Source organism: Streptomyces sp. Wb2n-11 (assembly GCF_001049855.1).
GTDB lineage: Bacteria > Actinomycetota > Actinomycetes > Streptomycetales > Streptomycetaceae > Streptomyces > Streptomyces altiplanensis.
Genome location: NZ_CVPB01000001.1, coordinates 7,216,777 through 7,234,753, shown reverse-complemented (window position 1 = coordinate 7,234,753; position 17,977 = coordinate 7,216,777). Strand labels below are relative to the sequence as shown.

Below are 17,977 nucleotides of genomic sequence, written 5' to 3'. Positions count from 1 at the left end.
TGCTACCGGGCGCCGCCACCGCCGTCGTCACGGGGTCGCCGTACGAGCAGGGTCGCCTTGGTGACACGTCACCCGATGCCCCCCGGAGTCAGGGCCGTGGCGAGGCGGGATCCGGGGGCCGGTCCCCGGGGACGGTGCCGGACGGCTCGCGGTGCGCGGTGGGGCGGGGCACCGGAGATCCTCGTGACGAGCGAGCGGGTGGACGGCCGGGACGGACTCCTCGGCCGTCCCTCACGTACCGGTCCGCCGGGGCGCGGTCGATTCGCGGACGACGAGGCGGTAGCCGGGGCGGGCCCGCCGGGGTTCGGGCACCGGGCTTCCCGAGAGCCGTTCCACGAGGCTGTCGACGGCGAGCCGGGCGATGGCCTCCTTGTCCGGCGAGATCGTGGTGAGCGTGGTGGCTCCGTACCGGCCCTCCTCGATGTCGTCGAAGCCGACGACGGCGACGTCGGCCGGGATGCTCAGTCCGCGTTCGGTGAGCGTGCGCATCGCCCCGACGGCGATCAGGTCGTTGTACGCGAAGACCGCGTCGGGGCGTTCCCCGCGGTCGAGGAGGGACGCCATGGCCGCGGCCCCGTCCTCGCGGCCGTACCCGTCGGTGACCACCACGAGTGCCTCGTCGGGCGTGATGCCCGCGGCGGCGAGCTCCTCGCGCCAGCCGCGCAGCCGCAGGTGGGCCGGCTGGCGTTCGCGGCCCGTGCGCGAGCCGAGGAAGGCGATGCGGCGGTGCCCCCGGCCGACGAGGTGCCGTACGGCGGTCCTGGCCGCCGCCACGTTGTCGATCGCGATGTGGTCGTACGGGGCTTCGTACTCGCGCTCGCCCAGCAGGACCAGCGGCGCGGTCTCCTCACGCGCCATCAGGTCCTCGGTCTCCAGGTGGGTGGGGCTGAGGATCAGGCCGTCGATCACATGGGACCGGAAGCCCTGACTGACCAGGAGTTCCCTCTCCCGCAGTCCGGCGGTGTGGTCGACGAGGACGGTGCAGTCGTGCCGGGCGGCCGCGTCGACGACCGCGCCGGCCAGTTCCGCGAAGTACGGGTTGCCGAACTCGGGCACGGCGAGGGCGATGATGCCGGTGCGGCCCTTGCGCAGGTGGCGTGCGGTGAGGTTGGGGCGGTAGCCGAGTTCGTCGATGGCCTGCTGCACTTTGGCCCGCATGGTGGGGGTGACGTGCTGGTAGTTGTTGACCACGTTCGACACGGTCTTGATGGACACGCCCGCCCGTTGCGCAACGTCCTCGAGGCTGACGCCCACGGCTCTCCTCGACTCGGCCTGGCCGGACGTACCGGATCCGGCGCTTCAGGTGGTTCAGGTGGTTCTGCGGCTGCGTGCCAGGTAGCGCTGCGCCACGACGGCAACGACAAGGAAGCCTCCGCTGACCACCGACTGGTACGAGGAGTACAGCGAGCCGATCTGGTTGATCAGGTTCTGGATGACGGCCAGCAGCAGAACGCCCCAGAGGGTGCCGCCGACCGATCCGGCGCCGCCGACGAGGAGGGTGCCGATGACGACGGCGAAGAGCGTCTGCCCGAGCGAGGTGCGTTGCAGGAGCAGCCCTCCTGCTCCGAACAGCGCCAGGGCGATCAGGACGGGGGGACCGAAGCCCTGGACGCTGCCCTGCCCGAGTCCGGCGAAGGCCGAGTCCTCCGGGACGAAGTACGCCGTCGCTCCCTCGTCGGTGAGGCGAGGAGGATGCCGCCCGCGGCCAGCAGGGTGGCGAGGGTGACGATGAGAGGCGCCATCCCGGCGCGGGCGATGAGCAACCCGTTGAGCAGGCCGAACACGCCGCACACCACCAGAGGCACCAGCAGCGCGGGGAAGAGCCCCCACTGTGACGCCCGGGCGGCGAGGACGCCGCCGAGCGCGAACACGGAGCCGACCGGCAGGTCGATGCCGCCCGTGATGACGACCAGGGGCATGCCGAGGGCGACCACGGCGAGGAAGGACGCCTGCACGGTCGTACCGCGGGCGTTGTCCAGGGTGGCGAACGTCGGGTGGGCGAACGAGGCGATGAGCACGACGGCCAGCAGCACCGCGGGAACACCCTGGCGCTGCACGAGTTCCGCGGCACGCCGCCTGACGGCCGGTTCGGCGGCGCTCGGCGCGGCCCCCGCGGGGGCCCCGAACGAGGCATGGGGGACGCGCCAGTCGGTACTTCGAGCCGCCGTCCTCGCCGAAGGACCGGAAGCACTTCGCGCCCATGGGGTACGGCACGCAGTCGACATCCAGCCGCAGTCCCAAGCGCACCACAACAGACCCGCGGCCACGGTTTCGACGGGAGAGAGGCGCCCCTCCCCCGCTTTGTCCTGACCGCGGAAGAAGTCGCGAAAGCGGATGCGAAAGGGGTTACGCGGTGAGACCAAGCCCGCTAACTTCCTTGAAACGAACCGGACATGCGTGCATGGCCGGTGACCTTCCGGCGCGACGGCGCGCGCCTGGCTCCCCCCGGCGGGACTACTTCCCGGCCCGCCGGACACCCCCCACCCCGTTGGGAGACTCCTGTGCGCAAAAAACCGTTCAGACCCCGCCAGATCCCCGCGTTACTGCTCACCGCGTTGCTCACCGCGGGCTTCCTGGCGCCCGCCGGGTCCGCCGCGGCCGCTCCCCGTGACGCGGACCGGGAGACCTCGGCAGCCGAAGCCCCTGCCGCAGCCGAGGAGTTCCAGCAGGTCACCCTCGCCAAGGGCGTCGTGGAGACCGGCGAGCCGATGACCATGGCGGTCCTCCCCAACCGCTCGGTACTGCACACCTCACGCGACGGCACGCTGCGGCTCACGGACGCGGCGGGCACGACGAAGGTCGCGGGAAAGCTCGACGTCTACAGCCACGACGAGGAAGGGCTCCAGGGTGTCGGCGTGGATCCCGGATTCGCCTCCAACCGCCTCGTCTACCTGTACTACGCCCCGAAGCTCAGCACTCCGGGCGGCGACGCCCCGGGTGACGGCACGGCCGCCGACTTCGCCCCCTTCGACGGCGTGAACCGGCTCTCCCGCTTCTCCCTCGGCGCCGACGGGACCCTGGACCTCGCCAGCGAGAAGAAGATCCTCGACGTACCGGCCTCGCGCGGAATCTGCTGCCACGTGGGCGGTGACATCGATTTCGACGCGCAGGGCAACCTGTACCTCACCACCGGGGACGACTCGAACCCCTTCGCGTCCGACGGGTACACGCCGATCGACGAACGCGCGTCCCGCAACCCGGCGTACGACGCCCAGCGCTCCTCGGGCAACACCAACGACCTGCGCGGCAAGGTGCTGCGCATCAAGGTGAACGCGGACGGCTCGTACTCCGCTCCCCCGGGCAACCTCTTCGCACCCGGCACGGCGAAGACCCGCCCCGAGATCTACGCCATGGGATTTCGCAACCCGTTCCGGATGAGCGTCGACAAGGCCACCGGGACCGTCTACCTCGGTGACTACGGGCCCGACGCGGGAACGGCGAACGCCGCCCGCGGCCCCGCCGGCCAGGTCGAGTTCAACCGCATCACCAAGGCCGGAAACTTCGGCTGGCCGTACTGCACCGGCAGGAACGACGCGTACACCGACTACAACTTCGCCACCGCCGTCTCCGGCGCGAAGTTCGACTGCGCCGCCCGAAGAACGACTCCCCCCGCAACACCGGACTCACCGACCTGCCCCCGGCCCAGCCCGCCTGGATCCCGTACGACGGCGGCTCGGTACCCGAGTTCGGCAGCGGTTCCGAGTCCCCCATGGGCGGGCCGGTCTACCGCTACGACGCCTCCTCCACGTCGGCCGTGAAGTTCCCGCAGAGTTACGACGGGAACTTCTTCGCCGGGGAGTTCGGCCGCAAGTGGATCAAGCGGATCGCGCAGGGCACCGACGGAACCGTCCAGTCCGTCAACGCCTTTCCCTGGAGCGGCACCCAGGTGATGGACATGGCCTTCGGCCCCGACGGCGCGCTGTACGTCCTGGACTACGGCACCGGTTACTTCAGCGGGGACGCGAACTCCGCGCTGTACCGCATCGAGCACCTCACCGACGGCCGCTCCCCCCTCGCCCAGGCCAAGGCCGACCGCACCTCCGGGAAGGCGCCGCTCGCCGTCGCGTTCTCCTCGGCCGGCACCTCCGACCCGGACGGGGACGCGCTGAGTTACGCGTGGAAGTTCGGCGACGGGGGAACGTCGACCGCCGCGAACCCGTCCCACACGTACACGGCCAACGGCCAGTACACCGCCGCCCTCACCGTCACCGACACCACCGGCAAGAGCGCCACCGCCTCGGTGCAGGTGACCGTCGGCAACACCGCGCCGACCGTGAGGCTGGAGCTGCCGGCCGACGGCCGGATCATCGACCCGGGCGCGGCCGTCCCGTACAAGGTGACGGTGACCGACCCCGAGGACGGCACCGTCGACTGCTCCAAGGTGAAGATCACCTTCATCATCGGGCACGACAGTCACGGCCACCCGCAGACCTCCGCGACCGGCTGCTCCGGCACGGTGCAGACCATCGCGGACGGCGAGCACGACCCGAACGCGAACATCTTCGGCGTCTGGGACGCGGAGTACACCGACAAGGGAGCGAACGGCCAGCCCGCCCTGACCACCCACGCCCAGCACATCAGCCAGCCCAGCCACCGGCAGGGTGAGCACTACGGCGGTTCGTCGGGCGTCGAGGTCGTCAGCCACACGCCGGCCCACGGCGGCAAGGCGGTCGGCCACATCGACAACGGCGACTGGATCTCCTTCAGGCCGTACGCCCTCGACGACGCCACCCGGTTCACCGCCCGGGTCGCCTCCGGAGGCGTCGGCGGCACGATCGAGGTACGGGCCGGCTCTCCCACCGGGACTCTCCTGGGCATGGCGGCGGTTCCCGTGACGGGTGGCTGGGAGACGTACCAGGAGGTCAGCACCGCGCTGTCGAACCGGCCCGCCGGTACGACCACGCTGCACCTCGTCTTCAAGGGCGGCAGCGGTTCGCTCTTCGACGTGGACGACTTCCACCTCACCACCTCGGGCAGCGGCAGCGGCTCGCGGACGGGTGAGGTGAAGGGCGTGAACGGCAAGTGCCTGGACGTCGCGGACGGGGCATCCGCCGACGGGACACAGGTCCAGCTGTGGACCTGCAACGGCAGCGGCGCACAGAAGTGGACGCTGCCCGGCGACGGCACCTTCCGCGCGCTGGGCAAGTGCCTGGACATCAGCGGCGGAGGGACCGCCGACGGTACGAAGATCCAGCTGTGGACCTGCAACGGCACCGCCGCGCAGCAGTGGACGCCCCAGGCGGACACCACCGTCCGCAACCCGCAGGCCGGCAAATGCCTCGACGCCGAAGGCAGCACCTGGAACGACGGCACCCGCACCCACCTGTGGACCTGCCACACCGGCGCCAACCAGAAGTGGACCCTGCCGTAGCAGGAGAGGAGGCACAACCAATATGTGCAACACTCTCACCAAGGCCGGCTGCTGGCTCGCCGGAGCACTGCTCTGCGCGGCCGCCGCGCCCGCCGTGGCCGCGGGTGCCCAGGCACCGGGCGAACCCGTCCGCGCCGCCGTCCGGGACGTGACCGCGGCCGTGGGCGCGGCCGATCCGGCGTACAAGATCCTCGTGTTCTCCAAGACGGCGGGCTTCCGCCACGGGTCCATCGACGACGGTCTCGCCGCGCTGCGCGAGCTGGGCGGTGCGAACAACTTCACCGTGGACGCGACGGAGGACGCGCAGGCCTTCACCACCGGCAACCTCGCGCAGTACAAGGCCGTCGTCTTCCTGTCCACGACCGGTGACGTGCTCAACGGCACCCAGCAGACGGCGTTCGAGCAGTACATCAAGGGCGGCGGCGGTTACGCCGGCATCCACGCGGCCGCCGACACGGAGTACGACTGGCCGTTCTACGCCGGTCTCGCCGGAGCCCTGTTCCACTCCCACCCGCACAACCAGACGGCGACCGTCAAGGTGGAGGACCGGGCGCACGACGCCACCGCCCATCTCGGCACCACCTGGCAGCGCTTCGACGAGTGGTACAACTACCGCACCAACCCGCGGACGACCGCTCACGTGCTGGCTTCGCTCGACGAGTCCAGCTACTCGGGCGGCAACATGTCCGGCGACCACCCGATCTCCTGGTGCAAGGGCTACGAGGGCGGCCGCGCCTTCTACACCGGTGGCGGTCACACCGACGAGTCGTACACCGAACCGGCGTTCCGCCGGCACCTGCTCGGCGGGATCCGCTGGGCGGCGGGCATGACGGAGGCGGACTGCCGTCCGGAGACGGGGTACACACCGCTGTTCAACGGTTCGGGCACGACCGGCTGGAAGCAGGCCGGGCCCGGTTCGTTCACGCTGGCGGACTCCACGCTCACCTCGCGGGGCGGGCTCGGGATGCTGTGGTACTCCGCCAAGGAGTACACCGGCGACTACTCCCTCAAGCTCGACTGGCGGATGGACGGCGACGACAACTCCGGGATCCTCCTGGGGTTCCCGGCCTCCGACGACCCGTGGTCGGCGGTCGACAACGGGTACGAGATCCAGATCGACGCCACGGACAGCGCCGACCGGACGACGGGAGCGGTGTACGGCTTCAAGTCCGCCGACATCGCCGCCCGCGACGCCGCGCTCAACCCGCCCGGCGAATGGAACACGTACGAACTCCGTGTCACCGGCGAACGGCTGGAGATCTTCCTCAACGGCCGCAAGATCAACGACTTCACCAACACCGATCCCGTCCGCAGCCTGCGGCAGGGACACATCGGGCTCCAGAACCACGGCGACGGCGACCAGGTGTCCTTCCGCAACGTCCGGATGAAGACATCCGGCGGCACGCAGCCGGGCCCCCTCGCGGGTGAGGTCAAGGGCGTCAACGGCAAGTGCCTGGACGTCGCCGGCGGCGCGACCGGGGACGGCACCCAGGTCCAGCTGTGGACCTGCAACGGCAACAGCCCCCAGAAGTGGACGCTGCCCGGCGACGGCACCTTCCGCGCGCTGGGCAAGTGCCTGGACATCAGCGGCGGAGGGACCGCCGACGGTACGAAGATCCAGCTGTGGACCTGCAACGGCACCGCCGCGCAGCAGTGGACGCCGCAGCCGGGCGGAACCGTCCGCAACCCGCAGTCGGGCAAGTGCCTCGACGCCGAGGGTGCCACCTGGAACGACGGCACCCGCGTCCATCTGTGGAGCTGCCACACCGGCCCCAACCAGAAGTGGACCCTTCCCTGACGGGTCGGCCACAGCGCCCGGGGCGGCGGCCCCGGGCCGACGGGTTCCGGTCCCTGCGGGGAACCGGGGCCCGCCGGAGGCCTGCTCCGGGCACCCGGCTCCGGACGCCCGTGACGCATGACGGCCCCCGGGGCGCGTGCCTCACGTCAGCTCCGTCGCGCGGGCGATGAGCAGCGCCACGTCGTCGTGGTCTCCGGGGTGGCGCAGCGCGTGCAGGAGCAGGTCGCAGGTCTCTTCCAGGGACCACGGAGGTTCGGCGAGGTGGGCGAGGAGGGCGTCCAGCCGTTCGTCGATGGCCTGGTCGCGCGTCTCGACCAGGCCATCGGTGTAGAGGACCAGCCGGTCGCCGGGACGCAGGGCGATTGTGGTGGTGTGGAAGGTGACTTCGCCGACGCCGAGCGGGGCGCCGGTGGGCAGGTCGAGCAGTTCGGCGGCCCGGCCGGGGCGTACCAGGACGGGTGGCAGGTGCCCGGCGTTGGAGATGCGGCACTCGGCCCGGTGGGGATCGTAGACGGCGTAGGTGCACGTGGTGATGGTCTGCCCCATGCGGTCGGTGATGCGGTCGAGGTGGTGCAGCACCTGGGCCGGGTCGAGGCCGAGTTCGGCCAGGGTGCGGGTGGCGGTGCGGAGCTGGCCCATCGTGGCGGCCGCGCTGACACCGCTGCCCATGACGTCGCCGACGACGAGGGCGCTCTTGTCGTCCGTCAGGGGGATGACGTCGAACCAGTCGCCGCCCACCTCGTCGGCCGCCTGGGCCGGCTGGTAGCGGCTGGCGACCTCCAGGCCGGGCTGACCCGGCGGCCGCTGGGGAAGAAGGCTGCGCTGGAGGGCAAGGGCCGTGTTGCGTGCCTGCCGGTACCAGCGGGCGTTGTCGATGCACACGGCCGCCCGTGCGGCGAGCTCGCCGGCCAGGATCTCGTCGTCGTCGCTGAACGGTTCCGGGTTACGGGTGCGCTTGAGGTCGAGGGCGCCGAGGACTTTGCCGCGCGCGATGAGCGGCACGGCCAGGTAGGAGTGCAGCCCCGCGACCCCCAGGAGCTCGGCGGCCTCGGGGCTGCGGGCGATGCACGGCAGGTCCTCGCGTTCCACGTGGGGCAACCGGACGGGGCGGCCGGTGTTCACGCACTGGGTGACCAACCGGTCGGCCTCGTACCTGGCCACCTCGCCGGGCGGGTCGGCCGCGTGCACTGCCTCGCTGGGGTACGCGCTGGCCACGGCGAGAGCACGGAACACCGCGGGCCCTGACTGCGCCGTCGCGGCCGAGCGGCCGTTGAGGACGCTGTCGAGTACGTCCACGGCGGCCACGTCGGCCAGCTGCGGCACCGACACGTCGGCGAGTTCGCGGGCGGTCTCGTCGAGGTCGAGGGTGGTGCCGATGCGGATGGAGGCGTCGGCGACGACGGCGAGGCGCTGGCGGGCCTGCGCGGCCTCGATGGTGGCGCGCCGCCGCTCGGTGACGTCGACGACGGAGGCGGCCACTCCGAGCACCTTCCCGTTGGACGCCTCCAGCCGGTAGAAGGACACCGACCACGTGTTCTCGTGGTCCGGGTCGGCGGGGGTACGTCCGACGGACTCCTGGTCGAGGATCGGGACTCCGGTGGCAAGGACCCGGCGCATCGAGGCCTCGATGACCTCGGTGTCCAGGAACGGCAGCGCCTCGTGCACGCTCCGGCCGACGTGCTGGGCAGCGGACAGGCCGTTGATGCGTTCGAGTGCCGGATTGACGGTGACGTACCGCAGGTCGGTGTCCACCATCGCCAGTCCGATCGGGGACTGGGCCACCAGCCGGGTGGACAGCGCGAGGTCCCGCTCCACCTTTCGCAAGGTCGCCTGGTCGGTCGCCAGGCCCAGGGCGTAGAGGTCCTTGCGGTCGTCCTCCAGCCGCATGTTGCGGAACTCGACCAGCCGGGTGCTGCCGTCTCTGTGGCGCATGGGGAAGACCCCCGCCCAGCTCGCCCCTCCTTCACCGGCCATGACCTGGGCGAACAGCCGACCCACCAGCTCCAGGTGCCGCTCCTGGACCAGCAGTCGGCCCGCGAACCGGCCGAGTGCCTCGTCCGCGGAGTAACCGAACAGCTCCTCTGCCTGGGGGCTCCACAGCACGATCCGCCCGTCGGCGTCCAGCACGACGGCAGCCACGCTCAGCAGATCCAGCAGTCCCCCCGACGCGATCCGGGCGCCCCCCGGCTGGTCAGAACTGGCAGAGACGGAGTCGGTTGCACGCATCCGGGGCTCCTTCCGCCCGCCGCCGGTATCTCCCATCGTCTCTCTACCCGGGCTGGGACCGCATCCTCTGCCCGGACCGTACGGCCTGCTGCGAACCGGGAACCCCGCTACGGCGTGATGATGGATGGGGGAGCCGCCGCCGCTGTGGTCGAGGGGCGGCGGGGTGCCTTCCGCGGTCCGACTCCGAAGGGCGGAAGCCATGCAGGCAGCCAGAGGGAAGAGATCAGTCGCAGCGTCGCTCGCGTCACTGGCGCTGCTCGCCGTGGCGGCGTGCGGCGGCTCCGGAGGGGCGGACACCTCTCCTTCGTCGGACGGCCGGGTTCCGTCCGGCACCCGCGTCCTCGCCGTGAAGATCGACAACGTCGTGGCGGCCCGGCCGCCGACCGGACTGGACGGGGCGGACCTCGTCTACGTCGAACAGGTGGAGGCCGGCCTCAGCCGCATACTCGCCGTCTACTCGTCCACCGTGCCGTCCGTCATCGGCCCGGTACGCAGCGCCCGCGAGACGGACCTGGAGCTGCTGCGGCAGTTCGACCGGCCGACACTCGCCTACTCCGGCGCGCAGAGCAGACTCAATCCGCTGATCGAGGCGGCGCCGCTGAACGCGCTGTCCCCCTCGGAGGCACCGGACGCGTACTTCCGCAGCGACGACCGGGCCGCGCCGCACAACCTCTACCTGAGGCCCGGGAACATACCGCACCCCCCCTCCGGTACGAACGCCGCCGAGGACATCGGACTCCGCTTCGGCCCGCCGCCGTCCGGCGGGAAACCCACCGACGAGCACACGGTCCGTTATCCGTCGGCGCGCTTCGCCTTCACCTGGTCCGCGGACCGGCAGAAGTGGCTGGTGGAGATGGACGGCGCGCCGTCCCGCACGGCCGACGGGCAGCGGCTCGCCGCGTCCACGGTCGTCGTGCAGCAGGTGACCGTGCGTCCGTCGGTCTTCAAGGACCGGTGGGGCAACGCGTCTCCGTACACCGAGACCGTGGGCTCCGGTCCGGCGGTCGTGCTGCGCGACGGAAAGGCGTACGACACCGAATGGAGACGGGACTCCGCCGGATCCCGAACCTCGTTCACGACCCCGGACGGCAAACGGATGACGTTCGCCTCCGGTCAGACGTGGATCGTGTACGCGGCACGGTGACCCCGTCGCCGGGCGGTCAGCGCGGCAGGACGGTCCGGCGGGACGGGCGAGGGCCCCGACCGGTTTCTCTCCCGTCGGGGCCCTCGCCGTTGTCCGGTCTGCTGTCCGGCCTCACACGCGTTCCGGCGCTCCGAGCAGTGCCGTCGCGGTCTCGAGCGGGGTGAGGGCACGGGGCTGGACCACTGCGGGAACAGCGCGGCAGGTGAAGCCGAGGCGGGTCAGCGCCCTGGTCACTTCACTGGCGCTGAAGTCGCGGCGGTCCTGCCGGGTGATCACTTCTCCCACCTGCTTGACCGGGTAGTGGCGGCGGCCGATGATCACGGACTCGCCCGTGACGGGTTCGGGCTTGATGCCCTTCATCGAATCCTGCACGTCGCTCTTGAACAGGTCGAAGGGGAAACGGGCGATGACGCAGCGCATAGTGCCTCAGCAAGGTTCGGAAGAGCCGGAAGGACGGCCGTCCTCACGGACGGGGCGAACGACGGGACGAAGCTCATGCGGCGCGGGAGAGCGGCGCCTGGCGCTGCGGCGTTCCGCCGGTACGTCCCTGGGGCGCTCCAGCCGACCCGGCGGGGCGGCGGGCGGGGCGGCCGCGTCGGCCCCGGGACGACGACTCGCCGCGCTTCGGACGCTCCACCACGGGGGCGACGATCGTGACGGGGATGCCGGAGGGTGCCTGCGCGCCGGTGATCCGGGTCAGCTCGGCGTCGCCGGAGCGGACCTGGGCGGTGTGCGGGGTGATGCCGGCGGCCTGCATCAGCCGGGTCATCTCGCGGCGCTGGTTGGGCTGCACCAGGGTGACGACGCTGCCGGACTCGCCGGCGCGGGCGGTACGGCCGCCGCGGTGCAGGTAGTCCTTGTGGTCGGTCGGCGGGTCGACGTTGACGACCAGGTCGAGGTTGTCGACGTGGATGCCGCGTGCCGCCACATTGGTGGCGACCAGCACCGTCACGTGCCCGCTCTTGAACTGGTCGAGCGTGCGGGTGCGCTGCGGCTGCGACTTCCCGCCGTGCAGCGCGGCCGCCCGCACCCCACTGGCCAGCAGGTGCAGGGTCAGCTTGTCCACGGCGTGCTTGGTGTCCAGGAACATGATCACCCGGCCCTCTCGGGCGGCGATCTCCGTGGTCGTGGCGTACTTGTCTGCTCCCTGGACGTGCAGCACGTGGTGCTCCATCGTCGTCACCGCGCCCTGTGCGGCGTCGACCGAGTGGACCACCGGGTCGGTCAGGTAGGTGCGGACCAGCTTGTCGACATTGCGGTCCAGCGTGGCCGAGAACAGCATCGTCTGGCCCCCGGGGGCGACCTGCTGGAGCAGCTCGGTGACCTGGGGCATGAAGCCCATGTCGGCCATCTGGTCGGCCTCGTCCAGCACCGTGATCTTCACCTGGTCCAGGCGGCAGTCGCCACGCTCGATCAGGTCCTTGAGCCGGCCCGGGGTCGCCACGACGACCTCGGCCCCGCTGCGCAGCGCGCCGGCCTGGCGGCCGATGGACATGCCGCCGACCACCGTGGCGATCCGCAGCCGTACGGCGCGCGCGTAGGGGGTGAGCGCGTCGGTGACCTGCTGGGCCAGCTCGCGGGTGGGCACCAGCACCAGCGCCAGCGGCTGACGCGACTCGGCGCGCTGTCCGGCCGTGCGGGCCAGCAGCGCCAGCCCGAAGGCCAGGGTCTTGCCCGAGCCGGTACGCCCGCGGCCCAGGACGTCACGTCCGGCCAGCGAGTTCGGCAGCGTGGCGGCCTGGATCGGGAACGGCACCGATACGCCCTCGGCGGCGAGCGCCGCCAGCAGGGGCGCGGGCATGCCCAGCTCACCGAAGGCCTCGACCGCGGGCAGGGCCGGCGTGGTGCTGACCGGCAGGGCGAATTCCCCCTGGAGGCCGGCGGGGCGGCGGCCGTAACCACCGGAACGGCTCGGAGCACCCTGACGGCCGGGGACCTGCGAGCGGAAGCCACCACGGTTCGAGCCGTCGGTGCCGGTGCGGGAATAGCTGCCGTTGGAGCGGGCTGTGCGGTTCATACAGAACCTTCCTCGATGCGGCACGTATCAAGGAATTCCCGGCAGCGACGGAAAGTGCAGAGAATTACAGTAACGAGCCAAGAAAAGACGACCCTGCCCCCGGTCCGGGAGAGGGAAATGTCCGCCCGTAACACCGTGGGCACGGGCGAGCCCTCAAAAAGCAACGAGCTGGGGCCCGCACCCCAGGGTGCGGGCCCCAGCTACGTTGTACGCCTCAGCGTCAGGCGGGAACGATGTTCTCGGCCTGCGGGCCCTTCTGGCCCTGCGTGACGTCGAAGTTCACCTTCTGGCCTTCCTGAAGCTCACGGAAGCCCTGGGCGGCGATGTTCGAGTAGTGGGCGAAGACGTCGGCGCCGCCGCCCTCCTGCTCGATGAAGCCGAAGCCCTTTTCCGCGTTGAACCACTTCACGGTGCCAGTAGCCATGTCATATCTCCTTCGGGGCAGTGCCCAGGGGCCCGCACTGTGCGAGCCCCGAGTCGCCGCGATGATCGCCCCTCCGGAAAACAGCACCGGAAATGTAAAAGTGCGCCCGCCGACACGAACGGCGGGCAAGGACACTTGAAGTCTTCGGGAACCACAACTGCAACTGGCATTTACCGTAGCACGACTCAAGGATCGGAGCGCGGCACGTAATATCGTTCGGCCGGGGAGCCCGTAAATCCTGGTCGCGCATTGCGCTAATTTCTGTTGCGGCGGTCACAGGTATTAATTGCGCCCGTCGGCTCGCGCCCGCCCCTCCGGTCCGGGGCCGGGAGACCCGTCCGCCTCCGCGCCGGCCTTGCGCAGTTCCTCGTTGAGGCGCAATGCCTCTTCGAGCTGGTCTTCCAGGATGACGATGCGGCAGGCGGCCTCGATCGGCGTACCCGCGTCGACGAGTTCGCGTGCGCGGGCCGCGATGCGCAGCTGGTAGCGGGAGTACCGGCGGTGACCGCCCTCGGAGCGCAACGGCGCGATGAGCCGGGCCTCACCAATGGCCCGCAGGAAGCCGGGGGTGGCGCCGATCATCTCGGCCGCCCGCCCCATGGTGTAGGCGGGATAGTCGTCGTCGTCGAGTCTGCTGTTTGTCTGCGGTGTGGTTTTTGGGGTCACTTGCACCTCTCACGGGACGCGTCGAGGGGCCCCGGCGCCGTGCGGCACCGGGGCCCATAAGGGTTGAACACCATCTATCGGCGCTTGGCGCCGACTCTTGTTCTTCCGCATGTCCGCCGAAGAGGCCGGAGATGCGTGGATCGTGAATGCCTGACCGGGGACCACCTTCCAATCCGGGGCCTGCGGTACCTGAGCGAACTGGATCCTCGCTCAGGCGATCCTGATGGCGTCGACTCCTCTCTTGCTGATCGATCTGTCTTTCTTCACCGCTCTTCGTGCGGTTCCGTCGGCGGCCCTGGGACCGCCCGGCCCGGCAGTCAGCCATGAGACCTTCACGCACTTCCTGGCCTCAGGACTCCACTGCCGTGCCGTGTACCGCTCGCACCAGTTCGTCTTCGCCTCTGGTGCGCTGTGCTGACTTCGTCGGCTACGTCAAAAACTCTAGTCACGGAGCGATCGGATGTCTACCTTCACCACGACAGATTTCTCGACTGTGCGGCGAGAGCTATTCCAGTGCCTCCCGGGTCACGGCGGGAAGGAGGACAACTCCTCGTCGCGGCCGGGGGCGTACGCCCAGATCACGTGCCGCACGCGCGGTCTGTGGCCCGGCCGGGTCAGCGCAAGGGCCCGCGCCTCCAGCTCCTGGTCCAGCTCGGTCTCCCGTTCCATGACCAGTCGCAGGTGTTCCCGCTCCGAACCGACGGTGAACGTCTCCAGGAGGAGCGTCGGATCCGCCATGTCCTCGAACAGACCCCACAGCGAGGCGCCCGCACGCCGTCGGGACATGCCCACCGGCCGCATCGCCTCGATGAACGCCTCGGCGTTCTCCCGGTCCACCCGCCATTCGACGGTGATCAGAACGGGCCCGGTGTCCCGCCCCGGCACAGCGACATCGGGCACGTCCGCCCAGACCTGGGCCGGACCCACATCGACCGGGCCTGCGGGCATCGGCAGCGTCCGCGTACCCACCAACATGGTCACCAGGAGGCCGGCGGCCGACGCCACGAACGCGGTGCCCACGCCGAACCGGTCGGCGACGACGCCCCAGCCCACGGCGCCCAGCGCCTGCCCGCCCATGAAGACCAGCCGGTAGTAGGCGAGTCCGCAAGTCCGGGCCCACGCGGGCAGCAGCACCTGCGCGGAGGCGGAAAGCGTCGACAGGACCGCCACCCAGGCCAGACCGGACACGATCGGAGCGGCGGCGGCCACCGGCGCGGACGGCACCAGGCCGATCACCGCCATCGTCGCCGCGTAGACCACCATGGCGCCCGTCCGCTGCCGAGCAGCAGGCCGTAGCCGCCGGAGCTGAGGCCGAGCGGCCCCCCGGCGACCGTCGGCAGGAGTGCCCACAAACCGCCGGCGAAGGGCATGAAGAGGCCCGAACGGGCGATGACCGCCCAGAACAGCGGGGCGCTGTTGACGTACCGGGCGCACGCCCGGATGGCGTCGCGGATGTGCTCCGCGCCGAGCGGCCTGTGGGTCACCGGCCGCTTCCAGGCGTACAGCACCACCAGAACGCCGAGGAAGGACAGCGCGTTCAGGACGAACGTGGCCTCGGGACCCATGACGGCGATCATCGCGCCGCCGAGAGCGGGTCCCGCGGCGCGCGCCACATTGCCGTCCGCGCTGTTGAGCAGGGCGGCCTGCGGGATCTCCTCACGGCTGACCAGCTCGGGCCGGGCGGCCTGGAAGGAGGAGATGCAGAACGCCTCGCCCACTCCCATCAGCGCCGTCAGCCCGAGCAGCAGGCCCTGGGTCGCCGCACCGGCTGCCGTGACGCCGGCCAGACCGGCCGCGCCGAGGAACATCAGGAGCCGACCACCGATCAGCAGCCGCCGTTGGTCGAGGATGTCCCCAACGCTCCGGCGGACACCACCGGTACGAAGACCGGCAGTGCGGTGGCCGTCCGCACCGGGGCGACCTCCAGCGCCCCGCCGCCGAGGTCGCCCATCAGCCACTGCGCCCCGACCGTCTGCATCCAGGTGCCCATGTTGGCCGCCGGCTGGACGCGGTCCACAGGGCCCGGCACACCGGTCGGCGTATGGGCGCCCACGCCGAAGGCTCCGGGCCCCGGTCCCGCACGGGCGACTGCTTCGCCTGAACGCTCGCCTCGTCATCGGAACGATGGAGCTGTCCGCGCCACCGGCTCATGCCTCCAGCTGGGGTTCCGCGGTCGCGGCCGTGGTGGGCACCCTGGTGCCGACACTCCGGTAGCGGACGGGCAGGCCGGCCATCCGCTCGGGGGCAGGCAGTTCTTGCCGTCGATGAGCAGGCGCGGCCCGGCGAGCCGCGCGGCCATCCGCGGCCAGTCCGCTTCGATCGCCTGCGGCCATTCCGTCAGCAGGACGACGGCGTGCGCGCCGCCGAGCGCGTCGGACAGGTCCGGTACGGCATCCGCGGCCGGGAAGAGCTTCGCGACGGCCACCGCGTCGGTGGCCGGGTCCCAGATCCGTACCCGGGCCGCTTCACCGAGAATCGCCGGGACAACGGTGCGGCTGGGAGCGGCCCGCAGATCGTCGCTCCACGGCTCGTAGCGCACGCCGAGCACGGCGATCGTCGCATCGCGCAGTGCGGCGCCGAGTTCGGTGCGCAGGATTTGCAGAGCCAGGCCGGCCTGCGCGTCGTTGACGGCGATCGTCGCCCGCAGCAGGGGTGCCGGTATGCCCGCACTGCTCGCCCAGTGGGCCAGGGCGGCCGTGTCCTTCGGCAGGCACGAGTCGCCGTACCCCAGGCCCGGCTGGAGGAAGGCGTGCCCGATGCGGGGATCGTAACCGACACCCTGCATGACCTGGTCGACGTCGGTGTCGGGCCCGCAGCACATCCGGGCGATCTCGTTCGAAAAGCTGATCTTCATGGCGAGGAAGGCGTTGCTCGCATACTTGATCATCTCGGCGCTGGTGGGGGTCGTCACGACCCACGGCCCGGTCACCCCCGCGTACAGCTCACGCAGCGCCCGCTCGCTGTCGTGACTCCAGGTGCCGACGACGACTCTGGCCGGGGCGGCCCAGTCCTCCAGGGCGCTTCCCTGGTTGAGAAATTCGGGGTTGTACGCGTAACGCTCGCGCAGCCACGGGCAAGTGCCGGCGAGGCTGCTGCTGGTGCCGGGCGGCACGGTCGACTTGAGCACCACCCGGGGAGGGGGCAGCAGGTTCCCGGCTTGTTCCAGCGCGGCTGTGACCTGGGACAGATCCGCGGACCCGTCGGATCGGGGCGGCGTGCCCACGGTGATCAGCACGGTGTCGAAGGGCGCCCACCGGTGGCTCTCGGCAAGACCGTCGGTGAATCGCAGCCTCCCGGTGGCCAGCGCGGCCGTCAGCTGCTGGGGCAGTCCCGGCTCAAAGACCGGCGCCTCGCCCGCGTCCAGTGTGCGCAGCCGGCCGGGGTCCTGCTCGACGCCGGTGACGCTGTGCCCCTGAAGGGCCAGCGCGACCGCGCCCGTCAGTCCGACGTAACCCTGCCCGACCACTGCTACTCGCATCACCGACCACCTCCTCTGTGCGGCGGTACGCCGACACCTCGTGGAAGGCATCCGGCCGGCGCCGGCGGCACGGGTCCGGAAGCGGGCCGGGAAATGCGGGACGCCACCGCGGGAACCCCGGCAGGCGGGACCTGCCGGAGCTGAGCAGATGCTGTTGTGGCAAGTCCGGGAAGAGCCACTCCGACCCGCTTCCCTCATAGCACCCCGACAGAGCGGTGATCGCATCCGGTACACAGCGGCAGGGCGGGGGCCGCGCCCGCGGTCGGTCGCGGGCGCGGTGTGCTCAGCCGGTGGTGCTCAGCCCCGGGCCAGGAACGCGCCGATTTCCTGATGCAGCCGGACCGGCAGGCCGATGCCCCACCGTTGCGCCGCTTCACCGGCCAGATCACGGCTCCACTGCCAGCTGCGCTGTGCCGCTGTGCCGCTGTGCGCACCGCCTCCTGGTGCGCAGGGGCGGTGGTGGCGGTGCAACGGTCGCGGTCGGACACGGGCAAGTCGTCTTCGAGGGCCCGGCTGGGCGTGAGCCAGTGCGCCGTGGAGTCGCGCAGCAGCCGGCACGGCTGCAGTTGCTGCGGGACGATGACGCTGTGCAGCAGGGCGTGGGCCCGGGCGGTCTCACCGCGGGCCAGCACGTGGGCAAGCATGAGGGTCCGGTTGGCGAGTTCGTCGGTGAGCTGCTGGGCCGTGGGACCGGCTCGGGCGGCCGGAAGTCGGCGAGTCGGCGCGCTGCCGCGGTCAGACGCCCGCTGCGGTCGAGCAGGACGGCGGCGCCGGGATCGGGCAGGTGCACCTGTCCGCGCCAGGAGGGGACCTCCTCGATGCCGGGGCCGGCGGGCTCGACGTGGAACTCCCC

Annotated in this window: 10 protein-coding genes and 3 pseudogenes; 3 read left to right on the top strand and 10 right to left on the bottom strand. The window is 71.2% G+C overall.

What is annotated here, in order from left to right:
• Nucleotides 1-231: 231 nt before the first annotated feature.
• The gene (locus BN1555_RS32890; RefSeq protein WP_093802805.1) at nucleotides 232-1,254 is read right to left on the bottom strand and encodes a LacI family DNA-binding transcriptional regulator; all 1,023 of its coding nucleotides are present in this window, start codon (nucleotides 1,252-1,254) and stop codon (nucleotides 232-234) included.
• Between the two features lie 54 nt (nucleotides 1,255-1,308).
• Nucleotides 1,309-2,225: pseudogene (locus tag BN1555_RS32885) on the bottom strand (ABC transporter permease).
• Between the two features lie 276 nt (nucleotides 2,226-2,501).
• On the opposite strand from BN1555_RS32885, the pseudogene BN1555_RS32880 reads away from it, so the two are divergent.
• Nucleotides 2,502-5,371 (top strand): annotated as a pseudogene (locus BN1555_RS32880) (PQQ-dependent sugar dehydrogenase).
• 22 nt (nucleotides 5,372-5,393) lie between these two features.
• Complete coding sequence (locus BN1555_RS32875; protein ID WP_093802803.1) at nucleotides 5,394-7,169, top strand: ThuA domain-containing protein; 1,776 nt, start codon at nucleotides 5,394-5,396, stop codon at nucleotides 7,167-7,169.
• Between the two features lie 141 nt (nucleotides 7,170-7,310).
• Here BN1555_RS32875 and BN1555_RS32870 read toward each other — a convergent pair whose 3' ends face one another.
• Nucleotides 7,311-9,395 (bottom strand): SpoIIE family protein phosphatase, encoded by a 2,085-nt coding sequence (locus tag BN1555_RS32870; RefSeq protein ID WP_176710207.1) that lies wholly within the window; start codon nucleotides 9,393-9,395, stop codon nucleotides 7,311-7,313.
• 199 nt (nucleotides 9,396-9,594) lie between these two features.
• On the opposite strand from BN1555_RS32870, the gene BN1555_RS32865 reads away from it, so the two are divergent.
• The gene (locus BN1555_RS32865; RefSeq protein WP_093802802.1) at nucleotides 9,595-10,539 is read left to right on the top strand and encodes a DUF3048 domain-containing protein; all 945 of its coding nucleotides are present in this window, start codon (nucleotides 9,595-9,597) and stop codon (nucleotides 10,537-10,539) included.
• Nucleotides 10,540-10,650: 111 nt separating this feature from the next.
• On the opposite strand, the gene BN1555_RS32860 is transcribed toward BN1555_RS32865, so the two are convergent.
• The 7 genes and pseudogenes from BN1555_RS32860 to BN1555_RS41760 form a co-directional block, all read right to left on the bottom strand.
• A complete protein-coding gene (locus tag BN1555_RS32860; RefSeq protein ID WP_093802801.1) occupies nucleotides 10,651-10,959 on the bottom strand; it encodes an SCO5918 family protein in 309 nt (102 codons plus the stop codon).
• Between the two features lie 73 nt (nucleotides 10,960-11,032).
• Nucleotides 11,033-12,556 (bottom strand): DEAD/DEAH box helicase, encoded by a 1,524-nt coding sequence (locus BN1555_RS32855; RefSeq protein WP_093802800.1) that lies wholly within the window; start codon nucleotides 12,554-12,556, stop codon nucleotides 11,033-11,035.
• A 220-nt stretch (nucleotides 12,557-12,776) separates the two neighbouring features.
• The gene (locus tag BN1555_RS32850; RefSeq protein ID WP_006604711.1) at nucleotides 12,777-12,980 is read right to left on the bottom strand and encodes a cold-shock protein; all 204 of its coding nucleotides are present in this window, start codon (nucleotides 12,978-12,980) and stop codon (nucleotides 12,777-12,779) included.
• A 282-nt stretch (nucleotides 12,981-13,262) separates the two neighbouring features.
• Nucleotides 13,263-13,580, bottom strand: a complete 318-nt coding sequence (locus tag BN1555_RS32845; protein WP_093802799.1) for a MerR family transcriptional regulator — start codon at nucleotides 13,578-13,580, stop codon at nucleotides 13,263-13,265.
• 591 nt (nucleotides 13,581-14,171) lie between these two features.
• Nucleotides 14,172-15,597 (bottom strand): annotated as a pseudogene (locus tag BN1555_RS40915) (MFS transporter).
• Between the two features lie 162 nt (nucleotides 15,598-15,759).
• Nucleotides 15,760-17,124 carry a UDP-glucose dehydrogenase family protein gene (locus BN1555_RS32835; RefSeq protein ID WP_255306300.1) on the bottom strand — a complete coding sequence of 455 codons (1,365 nt, stop codon included), beginning with the start codon at nucleotides 17,122-17,124 and terminating at the stop codon, nucleotides 15,760-15,762.
• Between the two features lie 194 nt (nucleotides 17,125-17,318).
• Nucleotides 17,319-17,768, bottom strand: a complete 450-nt coding sequence (locus tag BN1555_RS41760; RefSeq protein WP_369689012.1) for a hypothetical protein — start codon at nucleotides 17,766-17,768, stop codon at nucleotides 17,319-17,321.
• Nucleotides 17,769-17,977 lie beyond the last annotated feature (209 nt).

Coding starts and splice junctions, on each gene's coding strand:
- BN1555_RS32875 (WP_093802803.1), top strand. CDS start 5,394: ATGTGCAACACTCTCACCAAGGCCGGCTGCTGGCTCGCCGGAGCACTG.
- BN1555_RS32870 (WP_176710207.1), bottom strand. CDS start 9,395: ATGCGTGCAACCGACTCCGTCTCTGCCAGTTCTGACCAGCCGGGGGGC.
- BN1555_RS32865 (WP_093802802.1), top strand. CDS start 9,595: ATGCAGGCAGCCAGAGGGAAGAGATCAGTCGCAGCGTCGCTCGCGTCA.
- BN1555_RS32860 (WP_093802801.1), bottom strand. CDS start 10,959: ATGCGCTGCGTCATCGCCCGTTTCCCCTTCGACCTGTTCAAGAGCGAC.
- BN1555_RS32855 (WP_093802800.1), bottom strand. CDS start 12,556: ATGAACCGCACAGCCCGCTCCAACGGCAGCTATTCCCGCACCGGCACC.
- BN1555_RS32850 (WP_006604711.1), bottom strand. CDS start 12,980: ATGGCTACTGGCACCGTGAAGTGGTTCAACGCGGAAAAGGGCTTCGGC.
- BN1555_RS32845 (WP_093802799.1), bottom strand. CDS start 13,580: ATGGGGCGGGCGGCCGAGATGATCGGCGCCACCCCCGGCTTCCTGCGG.
- BN1555_RS32835 (WP_255306300.1), bottom strand. CDS start 17,124: ATGCGAGTAGCAGTGGTCGGGCAGGGTTACGTCGGACTGACGGGCGCG.
- BN1555_RS41760 (WP_369689012.1), bottom strand. CDS start 17,768: ATGCTTGCCCACGTGCTGGCCCGCGGTGAGACCGCCCGGGCCCACGCC.